This is a genomic window from Paenacidovorax caeni (assembly GCF_001298675.1).
In the GTDB taxonomy this organism is placed as follows: Bacteria; Pseudomonadota; Gammaproteobacteria; order Burkholderiales; family Burkholderiaceae_C; genus Paenacidovorax; species Paenacidovorax caeni.
This window is the reverse complement of record NZ_CYIG01000016.1, coordinates 37861-59676: the sequence shown is the minus strand read 5'-3', so window position 1 is coordinate 59676 and position 21816 is coordinate 37861. Positions and strand designations below refer to the sequence as shown.

The window sequence follows — 21816 nt, the reverse complement described above, 5'->3', positions numbered from 1 at the left end:
CCCCCGCATCATCGCAGCCCCCCTCCAGCCATGGGCAGCCGCTGAGGACGCAATGTTTGGAGCACGATGTGCTTGCCCCCGCCTCTTTCCTGCCACGCGACCTCAATCACAACTTCATGCAGGCGGGGCACGTTCGGATTTGGGTCGGCGGCTCCATAGGGACTACTTTGGACCGACCAGGCAAACCCTGCAGATTCCCCAGCCTCGTTCCAGCCTGCTTCAGGTATGGCATCCCGCGCAGCAAGCAACGACTGCGCCAACATCGCAGCCCGCTGGTAGCTTTGCAAATCACCCGCGCTGCGGGCACTGCTCCCGCTGGCACGGTAAAGCATACCCAATGCCATGGCCATGATGACCAACGCAACCAGCAGCTCCAAAAGCGAAAGTCCGCGCTGCCAGTAGCGGACCTGGATACGGACCATCACGGCAGGAGCGCCTCTTGGGTAATACGCCCAGACAGCCAATCGACTTGAATTCGCGCACCAGTGCCAGAGGGCCGCACGACTTCGATACTCCCACCGGTGGCACCGCCATCCGGAAAGAAGCGGATAGCCGCTTCTTGGCCTTGCACCTCAATGCCTGCCACGGTCGCACGCATTGCCAAAGACTCAGGCAAGCTGTGCCCTTGATCACCCGCAACGCCGTAGCTGCGCTGAGACAAATCGACAACAAAGCGGGTTTCGCTACGCGTCGCCAATGCCCGGCTACGCGCCACACGCATCTCCGACATCATGCTGCGCAAGGTATCGCGGTATTGCGCCGAATCACGCATGCGCTCAAACGCCATGGGTACCAAGCCGACCACAAGCGCCATGATGGCGAACACCACCAGCAACTCAACCAGCGTGAAGCCACTCTCGCGCCTCATGGCAAGAGAACCAGGCACCTGCGCCGATCAACGGTTGCGAATGTCCGCGTTCTCACCCTCACCGCCAGCTGCGCCATCAGCGCCCAAAGAGAGAATCTCGATGGCTCCACCATTATTCGCATAGCGATAAGGATTACCCCAAGGATCGGTGGGAACCCCTCCCTTGAGATAGGGGCCATTCCAGGCGTTGGCGGAGCCAGGTTTTTTCACCAAAGCATCCAGCCCTTCTTCCGTGGTGGGGAAACGTCCAACGTCTAGCTTGAAGAGCTCCAGGGATTTATCGATATCGGCGATCTGCACTGCAGCCGTCTTGGCCTTGGCGCCACCAAGTTGCCCCAGAACCTTGGGCCCAACCAAGCCCGCCAGCATTGTGAGAATGGCCAAAACCACCAGCAGTTCGATCAGCGTGAAGCCGCGTGCCTTGTTCCGACGAACACGCGAAGCAAAAAGGGAGCGAGCAGCCATGCGAAGCGCTTTCTTAAGCAAACAAAAATTATACGGCGAGGTCATTGATGGACAGGATGCCAAGCAGGATAGAAACGATGATGGTGGCAATGAGCACGCCCAGCACCAATATCAGCACTGGCTCGACCAAGGTCAGAAGCCGCTTGATTCCGGTTTCTACTTCCCGATTCAGGATATTGGAAAGCTCCAACATCATGGGGCCAACCCTTCCTGTCTCCTCGCCCACTCGGATCAGGTTGACCGCCAAAGGTTCAAAGATGCCTGTAACAGAAATCGCCTGCACCATCTTGCCCCCCTCTTTCACGATGGGCGCAACTTTGGCAAGCGCCTGCTGCAGGACCATGTTGCCCACAGTTTCCGTGGCGATGTGCAGTGCTGTGAGCATGGGAACGCCGTTGCCTAGCAAGGTGCCAAGCGAACGCGAAAACAGCGTCAGCTGGTACTTCAACGCCAATGGCCCCATGAGCGGCAAGCGCAGCAGGCGTGCCTGCCACCATTGCTGCCCAGCAGGCGAACGCAGCCAGCGCAACAGCAAAGAGGCAACAGCCACCACAGCAATCCCGATGAACAAACCGTAATGCCGGAAGCCATGTCCCAGCTCCATCACGATCCGCGTAGGTAAAGGCAGGGCGTCTCCCATGTCGGTGAACAGCTTCTCGAACTGCGGTACGACAAAGCCCAGCATGGCAACCAAAGAAAGCACGGCGACACCGAGCAGGATGGCCGGATAGATGGTGGCGGAAATAACGCTGTCACGCAGTGCGCGCTGACGCTCCATATGCTCGACCAGGCGATCCAACACGGCCGACATCTGACCACTGACCTCCCCCGACCGCACCATGTTGATATAGAAATCGCCAAAAAGCGCCCGATGAGCCCCCAGCGCTCGGCTCAGGGGTACGCCACCCTTCACAGCGTCCAGAATTCCTTGCACCAGCGCAGCGACGCTTGGCTTGTGGCTCATGTCAATCAACACACGCAAAGCATTGTCAAGCGCAAGGCCCGCACGCAACATGATGGCCAGCTCCGATGTCAGCGCATGCACATCGGCGGCGTTGACCGGCCCTTTGGCCTGGCGCCCCCTGGAGGGCGCAGCGAGGCCCAACCCTCCTTGCACCTTGGCCCCCTGCACGTCGGCACTGGCAGCATCATCGATGCGCAGTGGCGTCAAACCCTGCTCACGCAGCTGCCGCTGCACGGCTGCACTGCTAACGGCCGACAACCGCCCTTGCTCAACTTTTCCTGCCGCCGTGGCGGCCCTCCAGACAAATTCAGGCATCAGACTGATCCTGCGTCACACGCGCCAACTCGTCGAGCGTGGTCACTCCAGCCGCAACCTTGCGCAGACCATCTTCGAACAGGCTCAGCATGCCGCCCTGGGCTGCCAAGTTGTTGAGCGCGTTGGCATCGCGTCCGTCAATGATGGCGCGACGCATGGGCTCATCCAGCACAAAAAGCTCGTGGATCCCCGTGCGTCCCCGGTAACCTGACTGGCGGCAGTGCTCACAGCCCACAGCACGGTAAATATGATGGCCTGGCGGGCAAAACCGTCCCAGGCCCGTGCTGGCACGCAATTCAGGCCCGGGCTCATAGGCTTCCTTGCAATGGCTGCACAAGGTGCGCACCAAGCGTTGCGCAAGAACGCCGTTCACCGAAGACGTGATGAGATAGCTTTCCACCCCCATGTCCTGCATGCGGATAACAGCGCCTGCCGCCGTGTTGGTGTGCAAGGTGGAGAGCACCAAGTGGCCGGTCAAAGCCGATTGCACGGCAATTTGCGCGGTTTCACCATCGCGCATTTCGCCGATCATGATGATGTCAGGATCCTGCCGCAGGATGGAACGCAGGGCGTTGGCAAAGGTCAGGTTGATTTGCGGGTGCACCTGAATCTGGTTGATCCCCTCAAGCTGGTATTCAACCGGATCTTCGACCGTGATGATCTTGTTCGTCTGCGCATCAATCTTCGAAAGCGCTGCGTACAGCGTGGTGGTTTTGCCAGAGCCGGTGGGGCCCGTGACCAGCAAGATACCATGGGGCCGCAACAACAGCTCGTTGAAACGTGCCAACGTATCCTGCTCGAACCCCATCGTGTCGAGATTCAGGCGCACGCTGGCGCGGTCAAGCACACGCATCACCACACTTTCGCCATGCACCGTGGGCACGGTGGACACGCGTAAATCCAACTCGCGCCCCTTCACACGGGTCTTAATGCGCCCATCCTGGGGCAAACGCCGCTCCGCAATGTCGAGGTGGGCCAGCAGCTTGACACGCGAGCTGACGGCAGCCGAAAGACGCGGCGGCACAACCTCGCCCAGATGGATCACGCCATCGACGCGGTAGCGCACATGAAGGCCATCGTCGAAAGGCTCCAGGTGGATGTCCGACGCGCGCAGGTCCGTGACGCGCCCAATGATGGTGTTGACCAGGCGGATCACTGGCGCTTCGCTCGCCAAGTCTTTCAGGTGCTCGACGAAGTCGCCGCCGTCCATACCATCGGCAAAACCGTCGTCACTATCCGCAGCCGCCTCCTCAGCGGGCTCTGCCAACGCCTTCTCGATATCGCTTTCCAGTGCAAGGTGGGGCATGACCGTGCAGCCTGTGACCAAATGCAGCGCCTTCAGCAGAAAGGCGTCTTGCGGTACCGCCATGGCCACATGGAGCTGTGCCCCATCCTGTCGCAATGGATAGATCGCATTGGCTTGTAGAAACTCAGGTAGCAGCCCTGGGACCTCAGGCATCAGATCCGGAAAGGCATCTGCAGCGATAAAGGGGACGCCCAACTGCTCCGACAAGGTGCGTGCCACATCGATTTCGGACACCAGCCCCAGCCGTACCAGCACACGCCCGAGCATTCCGCCCATTTCCTGCTGCGCAGAGAGCGCGCGTTCCAAGTCACGGGCCGTGAGCTTGCCGGCCTGCACCAGCAGCTCTCCCAAGAAAGGACGCGGCGCGGTCACCGGCTCCTGCGATGCCGCCGGTGCGGCCAATGTGTGTGTCACCATCTGATGAAAAACCTCACTACTGTGCAAGGCTGAAGCCCTTCGGGCACAGCAAACCATTTGCGGGACGAAGTGTAGTCCGCGACGACCGTCGCCATGGCTCCGAGAGCACGCCCTGAATACTCATGGATACACAGGCGCCTGCGCGAAGGCGAAACCTTGCATATCCTTGGCGGACAAGCTTGGCGCGCCCGCAATGGGCCACGCAATGGCCAATTGCGGATCGTTCCACGCAATGCACCGCTCATGCTCGGGCGCGTAGTAATCCGTCGTCTTGTACAGGAAGTCCGCGCTCTCACTCAAGACCACGAACCCGTGCGCAAAGCCCGGCGGCACCCAGAGCTGGTGCTGATTGTCCTCGGAAAGCTCCGCGCCTACCCACTGGCCAAAGGTCGGCGAACTCTTGCGGATGTCGACCGCCACGTCCCATACCCGGCCACGCGCCACGCGCACCAGCTTGCCCTGGGGTTGCTGGATTTGGTAATGCAACCCGCGCAGCACGCCCTGGCTGCTGCGGCTGTGGTTGTCCTGTACGAAGGCGTGATTCGTGCCAGTGGCCTCGTTGAAAGCTTTCTGGTTGAAGCTCTCGAAGAAAAAGCCACGCGCATCCCCAAAGACCTTGGGCTCAATCAGTACGACATCGGGGATCGCCAGTCGGGTTGCCTTCATCAATACACCTTCTCTTTCAGCAGGCGCAGCAGGTACTGGCCGTAGCCGTTCTTAGACAGCGGCTTGGCCAGGCGCTCCAGCTGTGCGGCGTCGATCCGGCGCTGGCGCCAGGCGATCTCCTCGGGGCAGGCAATCTTCAGGCCCTGGCGGCTCTCCAGCGTGGCGATAAATTGCCCCGCCTCGAGCAGGCTTTCGTGCGTGCCAGTGTCTAGCCAGGCATAGCCTCGGCCCATGATCTCTACGCTGAGCTGGTCCTGCTCCAGATACAGGCGGTTCAGGTCGGTGATTTCCAATTCGCCGCGCGCCGATGGTTGGAGGCGCTTGGCCAGCTCTACGACCTGGTTGTCGTAGAAATACAGGCCGGTGACCGCGTAGCTGGATTTGGGCGCCTTGGGTTTTTCTTCGAGGCTCAGCACTTTACCCTGGGCATCGAACTCGGCCACACCATAGCGCTCGGGATCATGCACGTGGTACGCGAAGACGCTGGCGCCTTGTTCGCGTTGCATGGCATTGCCCAGCAATTCATGGAAATCGTGGCCGTAGAAGATGTTGTCGCCCAGCACCAATGCACTCGGACAGCCAGCCAGGAAGTCTTCACCAATCAGGAAGGCCTGGGCCAGGCCGTCGGGGCTGGGCTGCACGGCATATTGCAGGTTCAGCCCCCACTGGCTGCCGTCGCCCAGCAGCTGCGCGAAGCGCGGCGTGTCCTGCGGCGTGCTGATGACCAGGATGTCGCGGATACCCGCCAGCATCAGGGTGCTGAGCGGGTAGTAAATCATGGGCTTGTCGTATACCGGCAGCAGTTGCTTGCTGATGGCCAGGGTGGCCGGGTGCAGCCGGGTGCCAGAGCCACCAGCGAGGATGATGCCTTTGCGTTGCTGTGTCATGGGTCGGACAGTTCAGAGGATTTCAGTGAGCATCCGCGCCACGCCCTGCTGCCAGTGCGGCAGCACAAGGCCGAAGGTGGCTTGCAGCTTGCGGGTGTTCAGGCGCGAGTTGTGCGGGCGGCGCGCCGGCGTGGGAAACGCGCTGGTCGGCACGGGAGCGATTTCTGTTGCTTTAATTTTGATAGCTGCTTGCGCTTGACTGACTTGGTCTAGAACGTATTTTGCATAGGAATGCCAGTTCGTCTCACCGCTTGCCACGCAGTGGTACAGGCCGCCATCTTCGGGATGCTGCGCAAGGTGGCGGATGGCATGGGCCGTGACGTCGGCCAGCAAGTCGGCCCCGGTGGGCGCACCCCACTGGTCGTCGATGACGGTAAGACGCTCGCGCTCGCTGCCTAAGCGCAACATGGTCTTGGCGAAGTTGCCGCCGCGCGCGGCATAGACCCAGCTGGTACGCAGAATGAGGTGCTGGCAGCCCGATTGCTGGATGCGTTTCTCGCCCTCCAGCTTGGTGGCGCCATAGACGGACAGCGGCGCAGGCGCGTCGTCCTCGACCCAGGGGCGCTCACCGCTGCCGTCAAACACATAGTCGGTGCTGTAGTGCACCAGCCAGGCACCCAGGCGCGCGGCTTCTTCGGCCAGCACGCCAGGGGTGGTGGCGTTGAGCAGGCGCGCCACCTCCGGTTCGCCCTCTGCCTTGTCCACGGCGGTGTGGGCGGCGGCGTTGACGATCACGTCAGGGCGCAGCGCGCGCACGGTGCTGGCAATACCTGCGGGGTTGCTGAAATCGCCGCAATGGTCAGCGCTGTCGAAGTCGAGGGCCGTGACGGTGCCGAGCACGGCCAAGCTGCGTTGCAGCTCCCAGCCGACCTGGCCGTTCTTGCCAAGAAGCAGGATGTTCATGCGCCAGCGTATTGTTTGGCGACCCAGTCGCGGTAGGCCCCGGTCTGCACCTGTTGCACCCATTCGGGGTTATCAAGGTACCACTGCACGGTCTTGCGAATGCCCGTGTCAAAGGTTTCAGCAGGCTTCCAGCCCAGCTCGCGCTCAATCTTGCGCGCATCGATGGCGTAGCGCCGGTCATGGCCAGGGCGGTCGGTCACGTAGGTGATCTGCGTGGCGTAGCTCTGGCCGTCGGCACGCGGGCGCAGCTCATCCAGCAGAGCACAAACCGTGTTGACGATTTCGATGTTGGGTTTCTCGTTCCAGCCACCGATGTTGTAGGTCTCGCCCAGGCGGCCGGCCTCCAGCACGCGGCGGATGGCACTGCAATGGTCGCGCACATAGAGCCAGTCGCGGATCTGCATGCCGTCGCCATAAATGGGCAGGCTTTTGCCCGCCAGCGCGTTGACAATCATCAGCGGAATGAGCTTCTCGGGGAAGTGCAGCGGACCATAGTTGTTGCTGCAGTTGGTGGTGAGCACCGGCAGGCCGTAGGTGTGGTGCCAAGCACGCACAAGGTGGTCACTGGCGGCCTTGCTGGCCGAGTAGGGGCTGTTGGGCTCGACCCGGTGGTCTTCGGTGAAGGCCGGATCCGTCGGTGCGAGCGTGCCATAGACCTCGTCGGTGCTCACGTGCAGGAAACGGAACGCTCCTTTTTCAGTAGCTGGCAGCGCTTGCCAGTATTGCCTTGCGGCCTCCAAAAGCCTGAAAGTTCCAACCACGTTGGTCTGGATGAAATCCTCGGGACCGTGGATGGAGCGGTCCACATGGGACTCGGCCGCAAAGTTGACAATCGCGCGCGGGCGGTGCTCGGCTAGCAGGCGGTCCAGCAGCGCGCGGTCGCCAATGTCACCCTGCACAAAAACGTGGCGCGCATCACTGCGCAGGCTGTCGAGGTTGTGCAGGTTGCCCGCGTAGGTCAGCTTGTCGAGGTTCACGACCGCTTCGCCCTGGCTGGCCAGCCAGTCGAGCACGAAGTTGGCGCCAATGAAGCCGGCGCCGCCAGTGACGAGAATCATGGAATGCGGGAGGCTGGGAAGAAAGGGGACGATTATCCCACCCTCCCCCGCGCACGCCCCCGGCTCAGAAGTGGATGCCCCGCATCATCTGCTTGAGCGCCTCGGCCTCGGCGGCGAGCTGGGGCTTGCCGCCCTTCTTTTCGCCCTGCGCGGCCTCGGAGTCGGGGAACATGCGGAAGCTCGTGTTCATCGTGATCTGCGCCACGCGCGGCAGCAGCGCATGCAGCACCTGGCCGGTGATGCCCAGCTTGGTGGCGATGCGCACGGGCTTGAAGATGCAGGCCTGGGCGATCAGGTCGGCCGCCTCGTCGGGGCTGAGCGTGGGCACGTTGTCGTAGATCTTGGTCGGCGCGATCATGGGCGTGCGCACCAGCGGCATGTTGATGGTGGTGAAGGTGACGCCCTGGTCGGCGAACTCACTGGCGGCGCAGCGCGTCCATGAATCCAGCGCCGCCTTGCTCGCCACGTAGGCGGAGAAGCGCGGCGCGTTCGTCAGCACGCCGATGGAGCTGATGTTGACCACATGGCCCTTGCGCTTTTCCACCATCTTGGGCAGCAGGCCCATGGTCACGCGCAGGCTGCCGAAGTAGTTGAGCTGCATGGTGCGCTCGTAGTCGTGGAAGCGGTCGTAGCTGCTTTCGATGGCACGGCGGATCGAGCGGCCCGCGTTGTTGACGAGAAAGTCCACGCCGCCATGGTCGGCGATGAGCTGCTGCACGAAGCGGTCGCAGTCCTGCATGTCGGCGATGTCCACCGCGTAGGTGACGAAGGCGTGGCCCTTGTCCTTGGCCTCCTGGCAGGCAGCGTCGAGCTTGTCCTGGTCGCGCCCGCAGATGATGGTGGTGGCGCCCGCCTCGGCAAACTTGTGCGCCGCCGCCAGGCCGATGCCGGACGAGCCGCCCGTGATCAGCACCACCTTGCCCGCCACCGTGCCCTTGAGCGAGCGGTCGATGTGCAGCTCGGGGTCGAGGTGGCGCTCCCAGTAGTCCCACAGGCGCCAGGCGTAGTCGCGCAGGTTGGGGCACTGCACGCCCGTGCCCTTGAGCGCGGCCTGGGCCTCGCGGCAATCGAAACGCGTGGGGTAGTTGATGAAGGTGAGGATGTCCTCGGGCAGGCCCAGGTCCTTCATGACGGCATTGCGCACGCGGCGCATGGGCGACAGCGCCATCAGCCCCTTGCGCACGCCCCGGGGAATGAAGCCCAGCAGCGCGGCATTGATGAACAGGTTCATGCGCGGCGCGTGCGCGGCGCGCGAGAAGATGTCGAGCACATCGCCCACGCGGTAGCCCACCGGATCGACCAGGTGGAAGCAGCGCTTGGCAATGCCTTCCTGGTGGCTGATGGCGGCCAGCGCATCGACCACGAAATCGACCGGCACGATGTTCACGCGCCCGCCCTCCAGGCCGACCGACGGCATCCACGGCGGCAGGATCTGGCGCAGGCGCTGGATCACCTTGAAGAAGTAGTACGGGCCGTCGATCTTGTCCATCTCGCCCGTCTGGCTGTCGCCCACCACCATGGCGGGGCGGTACACCGTCCAGGCCAGCTTGCCCTCCTGGCGCACGATCTTCTCGCTCTCGTGCTTGGTCTGGAAGTACGGATGGTCCAGCCCCTCGGCCTCATCGAACATGTCCTCGCGGAACACGCCTTCGTACAGCCCCGCCGCCGCGATGGAGGACACATGGTGGAAGTGCCCTGCGTCGATGGCGCGCGCCAGGTCGACGGTATTGCGCGTGCCGTCGATGTTGACGGCCACCTGGGTCTCGACGTCGGCCGCGAGGTCGTACACGGCCGCCAGGTGGAAGAAATGGTCGATCTGCCCCTTGAGCGCCTTGACGTCGGCCGCGCTCACGCCGAGCTTCTTCGCCGTCAGGTCGCCATGCACGGGAATGGCGCGGGACGCGCCCACGCCCCAGTAGCTGCGCAGCGCCGCCACCTTGTCGGCACTCTCGGGCCGGATCAGGAAATGAACCACCGTGCCCTTGCGCTCCAGCAGCTTCTTGACCAGCCGCTTGCCGATGAAACCCGTTGCCCCCGTGACGAAATACCGCATAGAAAATAGCTCCTTTAGACTCAGCGATTCTTGCCCAGCGCCCATAGCGCCCGATTCAGCACAAACCCGGGGCGATGCTAGCGGGTGCTGCGGGACGGCAAGTAGGCGTGGAGCTCTATGTTTTTAGGAACAGGCACCTACACGCATGCGCCTTGCAGGCGTAAAGTTGCCCTCACGCGCCAGAACACAAAATCCTGGCAACCGCAATCCCTATTGCCCCGGAGGTTTCCCATGGTCAAGAAGCTGCAGAAACTCAGCAACGAAAAGAAAAAGAAAAGCGCCGAATTGCCGCGCGCCATCAAGGACTCGGCGCAGCAGATCTGGCTTGCCGGTCTGGGCGCCTTTGCCAAGGCCCAGGAGGAAGGCTCGAAGGTATTCGAGACCTTGGTGAAGGAAGGCATGTCGATGCAGCGCAAGACCCAGACCGTAGCCGAAGAGAAGATCACCGAGGCCACCAGTCGCGTGACCCACATGGCCAATGACATTGGCTCGCGCGCCGCTGGGCAGTGGGACAAGCTCGAATCCATCTTCGAGGATCGCGTAGCCAAGGCGCTCTCCCGCCTGGGCGTACCCACGTCGCGTGACCTGGAAGCGCTGAACGCCCGCATCGACGCCCTGACCCAGAGCGTGGGCAAGGCGCCGGCGGCAGCCAAGCCCGCCGCCAAGAAACCCGCCGCGAAGAAGCCCGCAACCGCCAAGGCCGCCTCTGCGCCAAAGCAAGCTGCGGCCAAGCCTGCAGCCAAGGCCGCGCCGAAAAAGGCGGCCCCCAAGGCTGCCGCCGAGGAGGCCGCGAGCAAGCCCGTGGCCAAGAAGCCCGCCGCCAAGCGCCCGCCCTTTCCCCAGGTAGCGCCGCGCAACGCCGGTGCAGAACCCGCCGCCGCGCCCCCTGCGGACACCCCGGCCAGCGCCTGATCGCGCTGCGCATTTCCCCGGCAGGCAACGCCCTGCCCATGCGGCTGTCGCGCCTTGGGTGCGGCAGCCGTTTTCTTTGCATCGACCCTGCGCAACCCCCATGCCAGCGCGCGGCATCGTCGGTTAGAGTAGCCCGCAAGAACGAGCATGAGGATCCGCATCCATGGTGAAAAAAGCGCCGCGCCGCACCGCCGAACGCATTCTGGAAACCACGCTGGACCTGTTTAACCGGTTTGGCGAACCCAACGTCTCGACCACGCTGATATCGGCCGAATTGCGCATCAGCCCCGGCAACCTGTACTACCACTACCCGGCCAAGGATGAGCTGATCAACGCGCTGTTCGACCGCTACAACGCCAGCCTGGACGAGCTCCTGGGCGCCAGCACCGGCGTGCGCAACGTGGAAGACGCCTGGTTCTTCATGCACACCCTGTTCGAGCTGATCTGGCAATACCGCTTCCTGTACCGCGACCTCAACGACCTGCTGTCCAAGAACCGGCGCCTGGAAACACATTTCCAGGCCGTGCTCAAGCACAAGACCCGCGCGATGCGCACGCTGCTCGACGGCATGCAGCGCGCTGGGGCCCTGCAGATCGACTCGCGCGAACTGGAACCCACGGCCACCAGCATGGTCGTGGTGCTGACTTACTGGCTGAGCTTCGAGTACGTGCGCGACCCGCGCCGCGCGCTCGAGCCTGAGAGCGCCCAGGCCGCGCTGCTGCGCGGCGCGCACCACGTGCTGAACCTGCTGATGCCCTACCTCGAGGCCAGCCAGCGTGCCCACCTGCTCACGCTCGCCAGCGCCTACCAGACACCGACCGCGACACCCTGACACCCTCAACGACAAAACCATAAGGAGACAACCACCATGGCCGCCTGGACCGCCTTCCCCCATGCCAGCGACTACCCCGTCACCGCCGCCAGCGCCAAGAAGCAATGGGCGCGCCTGCATGCGGGCGATGCCGAACCCTGCCCCAGCGACAAGAAAGTCCTCGAAGCCTGGGCACTGTTCCATGCCGGCGAGTTCCAGCGCGCCACCGAAGCCGGCCTGGCCGTGGGCGGCGCTGGCATCACGGCCGCCAACAAGGCCCAGGCCATCTACGCCACCTACCTGGAGCCGAAGGAGAAGAACCGGCTCGACCTGTTCCTGCAGGTGGCCGAACGCGCCGAAGCGCAAGCCCAGGCCGAGCCCGGCAACGCCAACGCCTGGTACTGGCACGCCTACGCACTGGGACGCTACAGCCAGGGCATCAGCGTCGCCAAGGCGCTGGCGCAGGGCCTGGGTAGCAAAATCAAGGCGTCGCTGGAAAAAGCCATCGCCCTGGCCCCCGCGCACGCAGACGCCCATATCGCCCTGGGCGCCTTCCATGCCGAAGTGATCGACAAGGTGGGCGCGCTGATTGGCGGCATGACCTACGGGGCCAAGAAAGACACGGGGCTGAAGCTATTCCAGCAGGCGCTCCAGCTCAACCCGGGCTCGGCCATCGCCATGATCGAGTACGCCAATGCCCTGGTCATGCTCGAAGGCGACAAGAAAATGAAAGAAGCCACCAAGCTCTACGAACAAGCAGCCGCGTGCGAGCCGGCGGACGCCATGGAGCACCTGGACGTGGCACTGGCACGCGCCGAACTGGCCGACGATTGACCCTCGGGGCGGGCCGCCCCAGGATCAGGCCGCCGCCTGGCGCGCCGCTGCCGCCGCGCGGTAGGCCGCGATTTCCAGCAGCCCGTCGAAAATCAGGTGGTCCACCAGCTCGAAGGGCCGCGTCATGCTTGGTGCCATCTTCCAGCCGGCGCCGCCGGTCATCAGGCACGCCGGCTCCTGGCCGCAGTGCTGCGCCAGGTGCTGGAACATGCGCTCCACGGCCCCAGCGATGGCGTAGGTGCCGCCGCTGGTCAGTGCGTCGCTGGTGTTGGTGGGAAAAAGCCGCACCTCGCCCGTGGGCACGTGCAGGCCAGCCGTGCCCGATTCGAGCGCGCGCAGCATGATGCCGTGGCCCGGCAGGATCAGGCCGCCCAAGAAGCGCCCTTCAGCGTCGATGGCCTCCACGGTCACCGCCGTGCCCACCATGACCACGATCAGCGGCCGCCGCTCGCCACGCGCCAGCAGGCGGTGGCGCGCACCGATCATGGCCACCCAACGGTCGGCCCCCAGGCGCAGCGGATGGTCGTAGCCGTTCACCAGACCGGCCTCCTGCACCGAGGACACCACCCACTGCGGCGTCACGTCCCACTGCGGCATCTGCTCCACCTGCTCGCGCACACGGCGCTTCACGGCATCACCCGCCACCACGCAGCCCAGGATGCGCGAAGGCGCCGGCAAGGCCCCCCAGGCATGCTCGGCCAAACGCTCAATGTGCTCCAGGAACTCGGCACCATGCGCGAGCAGTGCCGCACCCGGGCGCGGCGCGTCGTACAACGCCCATTTGAGGCGGGTGTTGCCCACGTCGATGGCCAGAAAAGTCATAGGGCGCGATTATCACGAGTTTTGCGCTGACGCCTGCCGCCGAGGCGATAGTGAACAATCGTCGCGCACCATGGCCACGCGCAGCACAGCGGAGGTACAGTGGGCGCTTCACGCTTACGCAACCACCACCGACAGGAGTTGAACCATGGGTCTTTTCAGTTTCATCAAGGAAGCCGGTGAAAAGCTGTTCAGCGGCAAGGAAGCCCACGCCGCCACGCCCGCAGCGCCCTCCGCGGACGAGCTCAATGCCAAGGCGGCGCAGGCCATCGCCACCTACATCGGCGCGCAGAACCTGGGCGTGAGCGATGTGAAAGTGGCCTTCGACGGCAGCCAGGGCAAAGTCACCGTGCAAGGCCAGGCGCCCACGCAGGCCGTGAAGGAGAAAGTAACCCTGTGCTGCGGCAACGTGGCCAGCGTGCAAAGCGTGGACAACCAGATGGCCGTGACCAACCCCGAGCCCGAGGCGCAGTACCACGACGTTGTGCGCGGCGACACGCTCTCGGCCATCGCCAAGAAGTTCTACGGCGACGCCAACAAGTACCCGGTGATCTTCGAGGCCAACAAGCCCATGCTGACGCACCCCGACAAAATCTACCCCGGCCAGAAGTTGCGCATCCCGCCGCTGGCCAAGTAACCAGATTGCAAGCCAAAAAGGCTGCTAGCGCTTGTCCATCAAGCGCTAGCAGCTATTTTTTTATGAGCAATTTACGGCGTGTGGCAAGCCGAGGACATGGCAGCCACGCCTCGGCAAACGTCGAAGCGTTCGCGTCCAACGTGTTCATGACCTTTGCCTGGTGCCTGCGGCCCCGCAACGGCGACCGAGGCAGCGGCAAGGCGCATGGCTGCGCCCGCTGCGGCTACTGCCGCCAGAAGAACACCGCCGCCATCACCAGCCCCGTGGCCACGATGCCCCAGCGCAGCACCGGCGCGGGCAGCCGGCGCGCTACGCGCGCACCGCCGTAGCCGCCCGCCGTGGCAGCCAGCATCATCATCAGCGCCTGCGGCCATTGCACGATACCGCCCGCGGCATAAATGGCCACGGCAATCGCCGTGAGCAGGGCCGAGACCAGGTTCTTCATGCCATTCATGGCGTTGAGCTGGGTCTGCCCCAGCAGACCGAACAGCGCCAGCAGCAGGATGCCCAGGCCGCCGTTGAAATAGCCCCCGTAGGCCGCCACCGCCAGCATGCCCAGCGCGGCACGCAGCGGCGACGGCGCGCCATGGTGGCTGGCCCCGGCCCACTGGCGCAGCTTGGGCCCGAAAGCGAACAGGGCCGTGGCCGCCAGCAGCAGCCAGGGAACGACCTTCTTGAAGGTGGCATCGGGCGTCAACAGCAGCAGCGCCGCGCCTGCGGAGCCGCCGACGAGCGAGAGCGCCACCACGGCGCGCATCGACAGGCCGGGCGGCGGCACCATGTCCTCGCGAAAGCCCCAGGCGCCCGCCATGTAGCCGGGCAGCAGCGCCACGGTTCCGGTGGCATTGGCCGCCACGGGCGGCACGCCGGTAAAGACCAGCGCGGGCAGGGTGAGAAAGCTGCCGCCCCCGGCGACGGCATTGAGCGCGCCAGCGACAAAGGCGGCGGCAAGGAGCAAAGCGGTATCGAACATCGGAGGCGATCTTAGGCGTGCCGCACCGCCGTATTGGTTGCCTGCCGGGTTACGGTGTTTTACTTGGCCTACTTGGCCTACTTGGCATACGGGTCGGCAAAGCCCAGTTCTTCCATGATGGCGGTTTCGTAGGCCTCCATCTCGTCGGCATCTTCGGCGCTGGTCTCATGGTCCCAGCCCTGGGCGTGCAGCGCACCGTGCACCAGCAGGTGGGCGTAGTGCTCCTCCAGGGTCTTGTTCTGCTCGCGCGCCTCGCGCTCGACCACGGGGGCACACAACACCAGGTCGGCCACGGCAAGGGGCTCCTGCTGGTAGTCGAAGGTGAGCACGTTGGTGGCGTAGTCCTTGTGGCGGTATTCACGGTTGAGGCGCTGGCCTTCCTCGGCGCCAACGATGCGCACCGTGATTTCCGCATCCACTGCCAGCGCATGGCGTATCCAGCGCGCCACCTTGTGGCGCGGCAGGGTGGCGCGGTGTGCGGCAGCATCGCGCGCGAATTGCAGGGACAGGGTGAGTTGGTTTAGAGCCATTTTGGCCTCCAGCGCTTGCCAGACAAGCGCTGGCAGCTATCAAATCAGGAGAAAATCAGGCCGCCGTAGCCCGCCGGCTGCGTGGTGCATCGTAGGCATCGACGATGCGCGCCACCAGCGGGTGGCGCACCACGTCGGCGCTGGTGAAGCGCGAGATCGCGATGCCCTGCACGCGCTGCAGCACGCGCTCGGCGTCCACCAAGCCGCTCATGGCGCCCTTGGGCAGGTCAATCTGGCTCACGTCGCCCGTGACCACGGCCTTGGCGCCGAAGCCGATGCGCGTGAGGAACATCTTCATCTGCTCGGGCGTGGTGTTCTGCGCCTCGTCGAGGATGACAAAGGCGTTGTTCAGCGTGCGCCCGCGCATGAAGGCCAGCGGCGCGATTTCCAGCGCGTTGCGCTCAAAGGCTTTTTGTACCTTGTCAAAACCCATCAGCTCGTACAGCGCGTCGTAGAGCGGGCGCAGGTACGGGTCCACCTTCTGCGTCAGGTCGCCAGGCAGAAAGCCCAGGCGCTCGCCCGCCTCCACGGCCGGGCGCGTGAGCACGATGCGCTGCACCTGGCTGCGCTCCAGCGCATCGACGGCACAGGCCACGGCCAGATACGTCTTGCCCGTGCCCGCCGGGCCGATGCCGAAAGTGATGTCGTGCGTGGCGATGTTGTCCAGGTACACGCTCTGGCGCGGCGTGCGCGCGCGCAGGTCGGCGCGGCGCGTGTGCAGCACCTGGGCGCCGTCCCCCGCCTCCACCATGGCGCTGTCGCCCGCCAGCATGAGCTGCAGCATGTCGTCCTTGATCGGGCGGTCGGCCATTTCATACAGCGCCTGCAGCAGCTCCATGGCCTGCTGGGCGGCGGCCTTGGGGCCGTCCACCTTGAACTGTTCGTGCCGGTGGGCGATCTTGACCTGCAGCGCCAGTTCAATGGTGCGCAGGTGCGCGTCGGCCGGGCCGCACAGGTGGGACAGACGCAGGTTGTTATGCGGGGTGAAGGTGTGGCGCAGGATCACGCTTGATAATTCCGTGGGTCGCCGCCCGAAGGTGCGGCAAAGGATTCGCATGATAGGCAAATTGACCGGCACGCTGCTGGAAAAGAACCCTCCCGAGGTATTGGTGGACTGCCACGGCGTGGGCTACGAGGTGCTGGTGCCCATGAGCACCTTCTACAACCTGCCCGCCGTGGGCGAAAAGGTGGCGCTGCTCACCCAGTTCATCGTGCGCGAAGATGGGCAGCTGCTCTACGGTTTCGGCACCGCGCCCGAGCGCCAGACTTTCCGCGAGCTCATCAAGATCAGCGGCGTGGGGCCGCGCACGGCGCTGTCCATCCTCTCAGGCCTGGGTGTGCAGGACCTGGCGCAGGCCGTGTCGCTGCAGGAAAGCGGCCGCCTGGTGAAAGTGCCCGGCATCGGCAAGAAAACCGCCGAGCGCCTGCTGCTGGAGCTCAAGGGCAAGCTGGGCGCCGACATGGGTGCGCGTGCCCACGTGGCCAACGACAGCCAGGCCGACATCCTGCAGGCGCTGCTGGCCCTGGGCTACAGCGACAAAGAAGCCGCCGCCGCCCTCAAGGCACTCCCCCCCGATGTGGGCGTGAGCGAAGGCATCAAGCTGGCGCTCAAAGCGCTGGCCAAGTGATTAGGAGACAGTAGATGGCTGTTTTAGAAGGAATTCAGATTCAAAATTACCGCAGCCTGAAGGATGTGACGCTGGGTAAAACATTCGAAAAACAAAGCAGCGATGCGCTCCCGCGATTAATGGCTGTAATTGGTGCCAATGGGGTCGGAAAATCTACGCTGCTCGATGCGTTGGGTTTTCTTGGTGACTGTCTGAACGATGGAGTAGAAGCAGCTTGTGACAAACCACAACGCGGAGGCTTTGAACGGCTGCGCACCCAGGGCGTCCAAGAGCCCATCCGCTTTGAAGTGAGGTTTAGACAGACTCTCAAGGACAGGCCCATCAGTTACAGCCTGCACATTGACCAAGACACCAGAGGCAGGGTGTGTGTCGTGTACGAGCGTTTGCGCCAACGTCGAAAAGGGCAGAGCAATGGGCGCCCTTACAGCTTTCTAGAGCTTCGTGATGGTGAGGGCTATGCATGGTCCGGGGAGGAAAGTGAGATCAATGAGGGCGTACGAAAAACAGAAATCCGAATGAGTGATAGGCAAGTTCTGGGCATCGCCACTTTGGGAACGCTCAAGGATCATCCGCGCATTGGACAATTTCGCTCTTTTCTTGCCGGTTGGTATCTGTCGTACTTTGTCCCTGAATTAGCTCGGGTACAACCCATGGCGGGTGCGGATCCTCACCTTAACCGCAGGGGTGACAACTTGGCCAAATACCTGCAATTTATCGAACGGGAAAATCCACGAGGCTTTAAGGCCGCACTGGATTTAATCGCCCAGAAATTGCCTGGAGTTCAAGGTATTTGCCATAGAAAAGCTCCTGATGGCCGTTTGCTACTGGAATTCACCGCGCAGGGCTACGACAAGCCCTTTTACCAGCAGGATATGTCAGATGGTTCACTAAAACTGTTGGCATACCTTCTGCTAATGGAAGACCCAGAACCTGCACCATTGATTGGGATTGAAGAACCTGAAAACGGCTTACACCACCAATTGCTAGCAGTTCTTGCGCAGGAACTACAAGCCTTCGCGAGCCGCCACCGTGGGCCTCAGGTTCTTGTCACGACCCACTCGCCTTATTTCGTCGATGCACTCGCACCTCAAGAAGTATGGGTACTGAACAAGGGACGAGACGGGTACACCCAAGCGTTGCGGGCAGCAGATATTCCAGGCGTACAAGCCTTGTTCAACGAGGGTATCCCCACCGGTAGCTTGTGGTTTAGTAACCATTTTGGCGTGGGGAATCCGTGACTCCGTATATCGAGGTATTAACTGAGGGAGCTTCGGATGTGCCCGTGATGCACGAGCTTTTAGCACGGCACTTTGGTTTGGAAAAAGACGTGCAATTTCGCATCCATCCGCACCAAGGACGTGGGCGTTTACCGGATAACCCACTGGCACGGCCCGACCCTAGACACCGAGGTCTTTTGGACCAACTCCCTGCGAAACTGCGAAGCATGGCGTGGCTCCCTTCCAATGCCATGGTGTTGGTGCTCATCGACGCAGACAATGACGATGAGGCGATATTTTTAATGCAACTGTGCGCCATGCTGGAGCAGTTACCTCAACGCCCTCCAAGGGTCATTTTTTGTTTGGCGGTTGAGGAGACTGAAAGCTGGTTCCTGGCTGATCCACACGCTGTACGAATGGGCTTTGCACATGTGCGCCTGAGAAAAATCCAAGGTATTGCACCGGATGCAGTGATTGGCGCATGGGAGCGCTTAGCGGAAGCCCTTGGCGAGGACGTGCGAACGGTCACGGGCACTCGCAAGCTTGCATGGGCCAAAGCGATTGCGCCGCACATGAATTTCGACACCACGCCATCACCCAGCCTCAATACTCTGATAGAGAGGATGCGGGACTACCTGCACACCGTAGCCACATGAGCATCCACACCGACGACTTTGCCCCCGCGCCCCCGAAGCGCGTGGTATCTGCCGCCCCCACGTCCCCCCAAGAAGAAGCGCTGGAACGTGCGCTGCGCCCCAAACAGCTCGACGAATACGTAGGCCAAGCCAAGGCCCGCGAGCAGCTTGAAATCTTCATTGGCGCCGCCAAGAAGCGCTCGGAGGCGCTGGACCACGTGCTGCTGTTTGGCCCGCCCGGGCTGGGCAAAACCACGCTGTCCCACATCATCGCGGCCGAGCTGGGCGTGCAACTGCGCCAGACCAGCGGCCCGGTGCTGGAAAAGCCCAAGGACCTGGCTGCGCTGCTAACCAACCTGGAGCGCAACGATGTGCTGTTCATCGACGAGATCCACCGCCTCTCGCCCGTGGTGGAAGAGATCCTCTACCCCGCGCTGGAGGACTACCAGATCGACATCATGATCGGCGAAGGCCCGGCCGCGCGCAGCATCAAGCTCGACCTGCAACCCTTCACCCTGGTGGGCGCAACGACGCGCGCGGGCATGCTCACCAACCCGCTGCGCGACCGTTTCGGCATCGTGGCACGGCTGGAGTTCTACACGCCCGAGGAGCTTTCGCGCATCGTCACACGCAGCAGCGCGCTGATGCAGGCGCCCATTGACCCCGAGGGCAGCGCCGAGATCGCGCGCCGCTCGCGCGGTACACCGCGCATCGCCAACCGCCTGCTGCGCCGCGTACGCGACTACGCCGACGTGAAGGGCGACGGTCGCATCACCCTCGACATTGCCCAGCGCGCGCTGGCGTTGCTCGACGTCGATCCGCAAGGCTTCGACGTGATGGACCGCAAGCTGCTCGAGGCCGTGATCCACCGCTTTGACGGCGGACCAGTGGGGCTGGACAACATCGCCGCGAGCATCGGCGAGGAGCCCGGCACCATTGAAGACGTGATTGAGCCCTACCTGATCCAGCAAGGCTTCTTGCAACGCACCCCGCGCGGGCGCATCGCCACCCTGGCAGCCTTCCGCCACCTGGGCGTGGCGCCGCCGCAGGGGGGCGGGCTGTTCTAGAAACCGTTTGCGGCCTGGGCTGGTGCCCGGGCACGGCCATGCAATCACCATCGGCTGCGCCTTGCACCTGCCACCTTTGCGGGGCAATGGGCACCCAGAGAAGACCCTGAACGCGTTCCAAAAGGCCTGAAATTTCCCATGCCACGGGTTTGCAGGGAAAATCCCACCCCTTGGCGGCCTCTGCGCCGTGCCAGCCGCCTCTGCCCTTGCGACGAACTTCGCACCTATGAATGCTGTAACAGAATCCCCCTGGACCGCCGAAGAAGGCGCCCCCGCCGAGACCGAGGCCAAGCAGCCCGGCAAGCCCAAGATCGAACGCGAGGCGCACAAGCTGGAAAAACGCCTGTGCCGCGAAGTGGGCCGCGCCATCGTGGACTACAACATGATCGAGGACGGCGACAAGGTCATGGTCTGCATGTCCGGCGGCAAGGACAGCTACACCCTGCTGGACATCCTGATTCGCCTGCAAAAGCGCGCCCCCGTGCGCTTCGAGCTGGTGGCCGTGAACCTCGACCAGAAGCAGCCGGGCTTTCCCGAGCACATCCTGCCGGAGTACCTGAAGACCACAGGGGTGCCCTTTCACATTGAAAACCAGGACACCTACAGCATCGTCAAGCGCGTGGTCCCCGAGGGCAAGACCACCTGCGGCCTGTGCTCGCGCCTGCGCCGCGGCATCCTCTACCGTGTGGCCGAAGAGCTGGGGGCCACCAAGATCGCCCTGGGCCACCACCGCGACGACATCGTGCAAACGCTGATGCTCAACATGTTCTTTGGTGGACGCATGAAGGCCATGCCGCCCAAGCTCGCCAGCGACAACGGCAAGCATGTGGTGATCCGCCCGCTGGCCTATGTGCCGGAAAAGGACACCGCACGTTGGGCCCAATACCAGAACTTCCCGATCATCCCGTGCAACCTGTGCGGCAGCCAGGAAAACCTGCAGCGCCAAGTGGTGGGCGACATGCTGCGCGACTGGGACAAGAAGTACCCTGGGCGCATCGACAACATGTTCCGCGCCATGCAGAACGTGGTGCGCACCCACCTGCTCGATCCAAGCCTGCACGATTTCCGCCATCTCAAGGCGACGGGCGTCGCCAGCGAAGACGGCGACACGGCGTTCGACCACGAGGAGTTTCCCAGCACGCCCACCCTGCCGGGCGTGCAGGTGGTGCAGTTGGCCTGAAGCTTCTTCCCGCGGCCTGCCACTGCCTGCGCCTGCCAGCCATTTCGTTCCATCCTCTCAGGAGAGTCCCCCATGATTTCGCGCTGGCTGTACACCCTCTTTCTGGCCCTGGCCGCTGCGCTGCTGGCTGGCTGCGCATCCACCCGCGCGGTGGACAGCGCCGTACAGAGCTACTCCACGCTCACGGCCCTGCCCACGCCACCCACCTACCGGCTGGAGCTGCTGCCGTCGCAGAAGGCCGAAGCCGCCAGCTTCTCGGCCATCGAGGCGCAGGCCCAAGAGTCGCTGCAAAAGGTAGGACTGCAGCGCGACGACCAGACCGCAGGCCTGATCGTGCAGATTGGCGCGCAGGCGCGCTACACCAGCCCTGAGTACTGGCCCTACGGGCCGTACGGCCGTCCCTGGGCGTGGGGCTGGGGCCACCGCGGCTGGGCCATGGGTGGCGGCTGGATGATGGACCGCCCGCCCACCCTGCAGTACCGCGCCGTCAGCATCGTGATGCGCGACGCGCAAACGCAGAAGATCGTTTACGAGACTTCCGCCTCCTACGAGGAGGTGTGGAGTAACGATGCGCTGATTTTTGGTGTGTTGTTTGACGCTGCGCTCACCGGGTTTCCGCAGCCGCCTGCGGGCGCACGCCAGATCCGCACCGAAATCCCCGCACGCTGAAG

Annotated in this window: 24 protein-coding genes; 10 read left to right on the top strand and 14 right to left on the bottom strand. The window is 63.4% G+C overall.

The genetic code is table 11. The features are described from left to right. Positions 1 to 8: 8 nt before the first annotated feature. The 10 genes from BN2503_RS09005 to BN2503_RS08960 form a co-directional block, all read right to left on the bottom strand. Positions 9 to 422 carry a prepilin-type N-terminal cleavage/methylation domain-containing protein gene (locus tag BN2503_RS09005; RefSeq protein WP_054256318.1) on the bottom strand — a complete coding sequence of 138 codons (414 nt, stop codon included), beginning with the start codon at positions 420 to 422 and terminating at the stop codon, positions 9 to 11. Further along, positions 422 to 868, bottom strand: coding sequence for a GspH/FimT family pseudopilin (locus BN2503_RS09000; protein WP_054256317.1), 447 nt, complete (start codon positions 866 to 868; stop codon positions 422 to 424). The genes BN2503_RS09005 and BN2503_RS09000 overlap by 1 nt, the downstream gene beginning before the upstream one ends. Before the next feature lie 27 nt (positions 869 to 895). Then, positions 896 to 1333, bottom strand: coding sequence for a type II secretion system major pseudopilin GspG (gene gspG, locus BN2503_RS08995; RefSeq protein ID WP_054256316.1), 438 nt, complete (start codon positions 1331 to 1333; stop codon positions 896 to 898). Between the two features lie 28 nt (positions 1334 to 1361). Beyond that, complete coding sequence (locus BN2503_RS08990; protein ID WP_054256315.1) at positions 1362 to 2612, bottom strand: type II secretion system F family protein; 1251 nt, start codon at positions 2610 to 2612, stop codon at positions 1362 to 1364. Further along, positions 2605 to 4335 (bottom strand): GspE/PulE family protein, encoded by a 1731-nt coding sequence (locus tag BN2503_RS08985; protein ID WP_054256314.1) that lies wholly within the window; start codon positions 4333 to 4335, stop codon positions 2605 to 2607. Before BN2503_RS08985 ends, BN2503_RS08990 begins: the two co-directional genes overlap by 8 nt. Positions 4336 to 4455: 120 nt before the next feature. Then, a complete protein-coding gene (rfbC, locus tag BN2503_RS08980; protein ID WP_054256313.1) occupies positions 4456 to 5001 on the bottom strand; it encodes a dTDP-4-dehydrorhamnose 3,5-epimerase in 546 nt (181 codons plus the stop codon). Further along, positions 5001 to 5888 carry a glucose-1-phosphate thymidylyltransferase RfbA gene (gene rfbA / locus BN2503_RS08975; RefSeq protein ID WP_054256312.1) on the bottom strand — a complete coding sequence of 296 codons (888 nt, stop codon included), beginning with the start codon at positions 5886 to 5888 and terminating at the stop codon, positions 5001 to 5003. The genes rfbC and rfbA overlap by 1 nt, the downstream gene beginning before the upstream one ends. Before the next feature lie 12 nt (positions 5889 to 5900). Beyond that, positions 5901 to 6791, bottom strand: coding sequence for a dTDP-4-dehydrorhamnose reductase (gene rfbD / locus BN2503_RS08970; RefSeq protein WP_054256311.1), 891 nt, complete (start codon positions 6789 to 6791; stop codon positions 5901 to 5903). Then, positions 6788 to 7849 (bottom strand): dTDP-glucose 4,6-dehydratase, encoded by a 1062-nt coding sequence (rfbB, locus tag BN2503_RS08965; RefSeq protein WP_054256310.1) that lies wholly within the window; start codon positions 7847 to 7849, stop codon positions 6788 to 6790. Before rfbB ends, rfbD begins: the two co-directional genes overlap by 4 nt. Before the next feature lie 64 nt (positions 7850 to 7913). After that, the gene (locus tag BN2503_RS08960) at positions 7914 to 9902 is read right to left on the bottom strand and encodes an SDR family oxidoreductase (protein WP_054256309.1); all 1989 of its coding nucleotides are present in this window, start codon (positions 9900 to 9902) and stop codon (positions 7914 to 7916) included. Between the two features lie 231 nt (positions 9903 to 10133). Here BN2503_RS08960 and BN2503_RS08955 point away from each other — a divergent pair, with 231 nt between their 5' ends. From BN2503_RS08955 to BN2503_RS08945, 3 genes are all read left to right on the top strand, one after another. Continuing rightward, positions 10134 to 10814, top strand: coding sequence for a phasin family protein (locus BN2503_RS08955; RefSeq protein ID WP_082366537.1), 681 nt, complete (start codon positions 10134 to 10136; stop codon positions 10812 to 10814). A 163-nt stretch (positions 10815 to 10977) separates the two neighbouring features. Continuing rightward, positions 10978 to 11646 carry a TetR/AcrR family transcriptional regulator gene (locus tag BN2503_RS08950; RefSeq protein WP_054256308.1) on the top strand — a complete coding sequence of 223 codons (669 nt, stop codon included), beginning with the start codon at positions 10978 to 10980 and terminating at the stop codon, positions 11644 to 11646. Between the two features lie 36 nt (positions 11647 to 11682). Continuing rightward, entirely contained in the window at positions 11683 to 12459 is a 777-nt protein-coding gene (locus tag BN2503_RS08945; RefSeq protein ID WP_054256307.1) for a tetratricopeptide repeat protein, read from the top strand. A gap of 24 nt (positions 12460 to 12483) precedes the next feature. Here BN2503_RS08945 and BN2503_RS08940 read toward each other — a convergent pair whose 3' ends face one another. Next, entirely contained in the window at positions 12484 to 13281 is a 798-nt protein-coding gene (locus BN2503_RS08940; protein ID WP_054256306.1) for a type III pantothenate kinase, read from the bottom strand. A 145-nt stretch (positions 13282 to 13426) separates the two neighbouring features. On the opposite strand from BN2503_RS08940, the gene lysM reads away from it, so the two are divergent. After that, positions 13427 to 13915, top strand: coding sequence for a peptidoglycan-binding protein LysM (gene lysM / locus BN2503_RS08935; protein WP_054256305.1), 489 nt, complete (start codon positions 13427 to 13429; stop codon positions 13913 to 13915). Positions 13916 to 14138: 223 nt separating this feature from the next. Here lysM and BN2503_RS08930 read toward each other — a convergent pair whose 3' ends face one another. The 3 genes from BN2503_RS08930 to BN2503_RS08920 form a co-directional block, all read right to left on the bottom strand. Next, on the bottom strand, positions 14139 to 14888 hold the full coding sequence (locus BN2503_RS08930) for a sulfite exporter TauE/SafE family protein (RefSeq protein WP_054256304.1): 750 nt from the start codon (positions 14886 to 14888) through the stop codon (positions 14139 to 14141). Positions 14889 to 14965: 77 nt separating this feature from the next. Continuing rightward, on the bottom strand, positions 14966 to 15418 hold the full coding sequence (gene ybeY / locus BN2503_RS08925; protein ID WP_054256303.1) for an rRNA maturation RNase YbeY: 453 nt from the start codon (positions 15416 to 15418) through the stop codon (positions 14966 to 14968). Between the two features lie 55 nt (positions 15419 to 15473). After that, the gene (locus tag BN2503_RS08920) at positions 15474 to 16424 is read right to left on the bottom strand and encodes a PhoH family protein (RefSeq protein ID WP_054256302.1); all 951 of its coding nucleotides are present in this window, start codon (positions 16422 to 16424) and stop codon (positions 15474 to 15476) included. Between the two features lie 49 nt (positions 16425 to 16473). Between BN2503_RS08920 and ruvA the strand changes: the two genes are divergently transcribed. The 6 genes from ruvA to BN2503_RS08890 all read left to right on the top strand — a co-directional run bounded on the left by ruvA (position 16474) and on the right by BN2503_RS08890 (position 21814). Then, positions 16474 to 17046, top strand: coding sequence for a Holliday junction branch migration protein RuvA (gene ruvA / locus BN2503_RS08915; protein WP_054256301.1), 573 nt, complete (start codon positions 16474 to 16476; stop codon positions 17044 to 17046). A 14-nt stretch (positions 17047 to 17060) separates the two neighbouring features. Next, positions 17061 to 18284 (top strand): AAA family ATPase, encoded by a 1224-nt coding sequence (locus BN2503_RS19325; RefSeq protein WP_074930109.1) that lies wholly within the window; start codon positions 17061 to 17063, stop codon positions 18282 to 18284. Beyond that, positions 18281 to 18919 carry a DUF4276 family protein gene (locus BN2503_RS08905; RefSeq protein ID WP_074930111.1) on the top strand — a complete coding sequence of 213 codons (639 nt, stop codon included), beginning with the start codon at positions 18281 to 18283 and terminating at the stop codon, positions 18917 to 18919. The genes BN2503_RS19325 and BN2503_RS08905 overlap by 4 nt, the downstream gene beginning before the upstream one ends. Then, positions 18916 to 19965, top strand: coding sequence for a Holliday junction branch migration DNA helicase RuvB (ruvB, locus tag BN2503_RS08900; protein WP_054256298.1), 1050 nt, complete (start codon positions 18916 to 18918; stop codon positions 19963 to 19965). Before BN2503_RS08905 ends, ruvB begins: the two co-directional genes overlap by 4 nt. 226 nt (positions 19966 to 20191) lie before the next feature. Further along, positions 20192 to 21145, top strand: coding sequence for a tRNA 2-thiocytidine(32) synthetase TtcA (ttcA, locus tag BN2503_RS08895; RefSeq protein ID WP_054256297.1), 954 nt, complete (start codon positions 20192 to 20194; stop codon positions 21143 to 21145). A gap of 72 nt (positions 21146 to 21217) precedes the next feature. Then, complete coding sequence (locus BN2503_RS08890; protein ID WP_054256296.1) at positions 21218 to 21814, top strand: DUF4136 domain-containing protein; 597 nt, start codon at positions 21218 to 21220, stop codon at positions 21812 to 21814. The last annotated feature ends 2 nt before the right edge of the window (positions 21815 to 21816 follow it).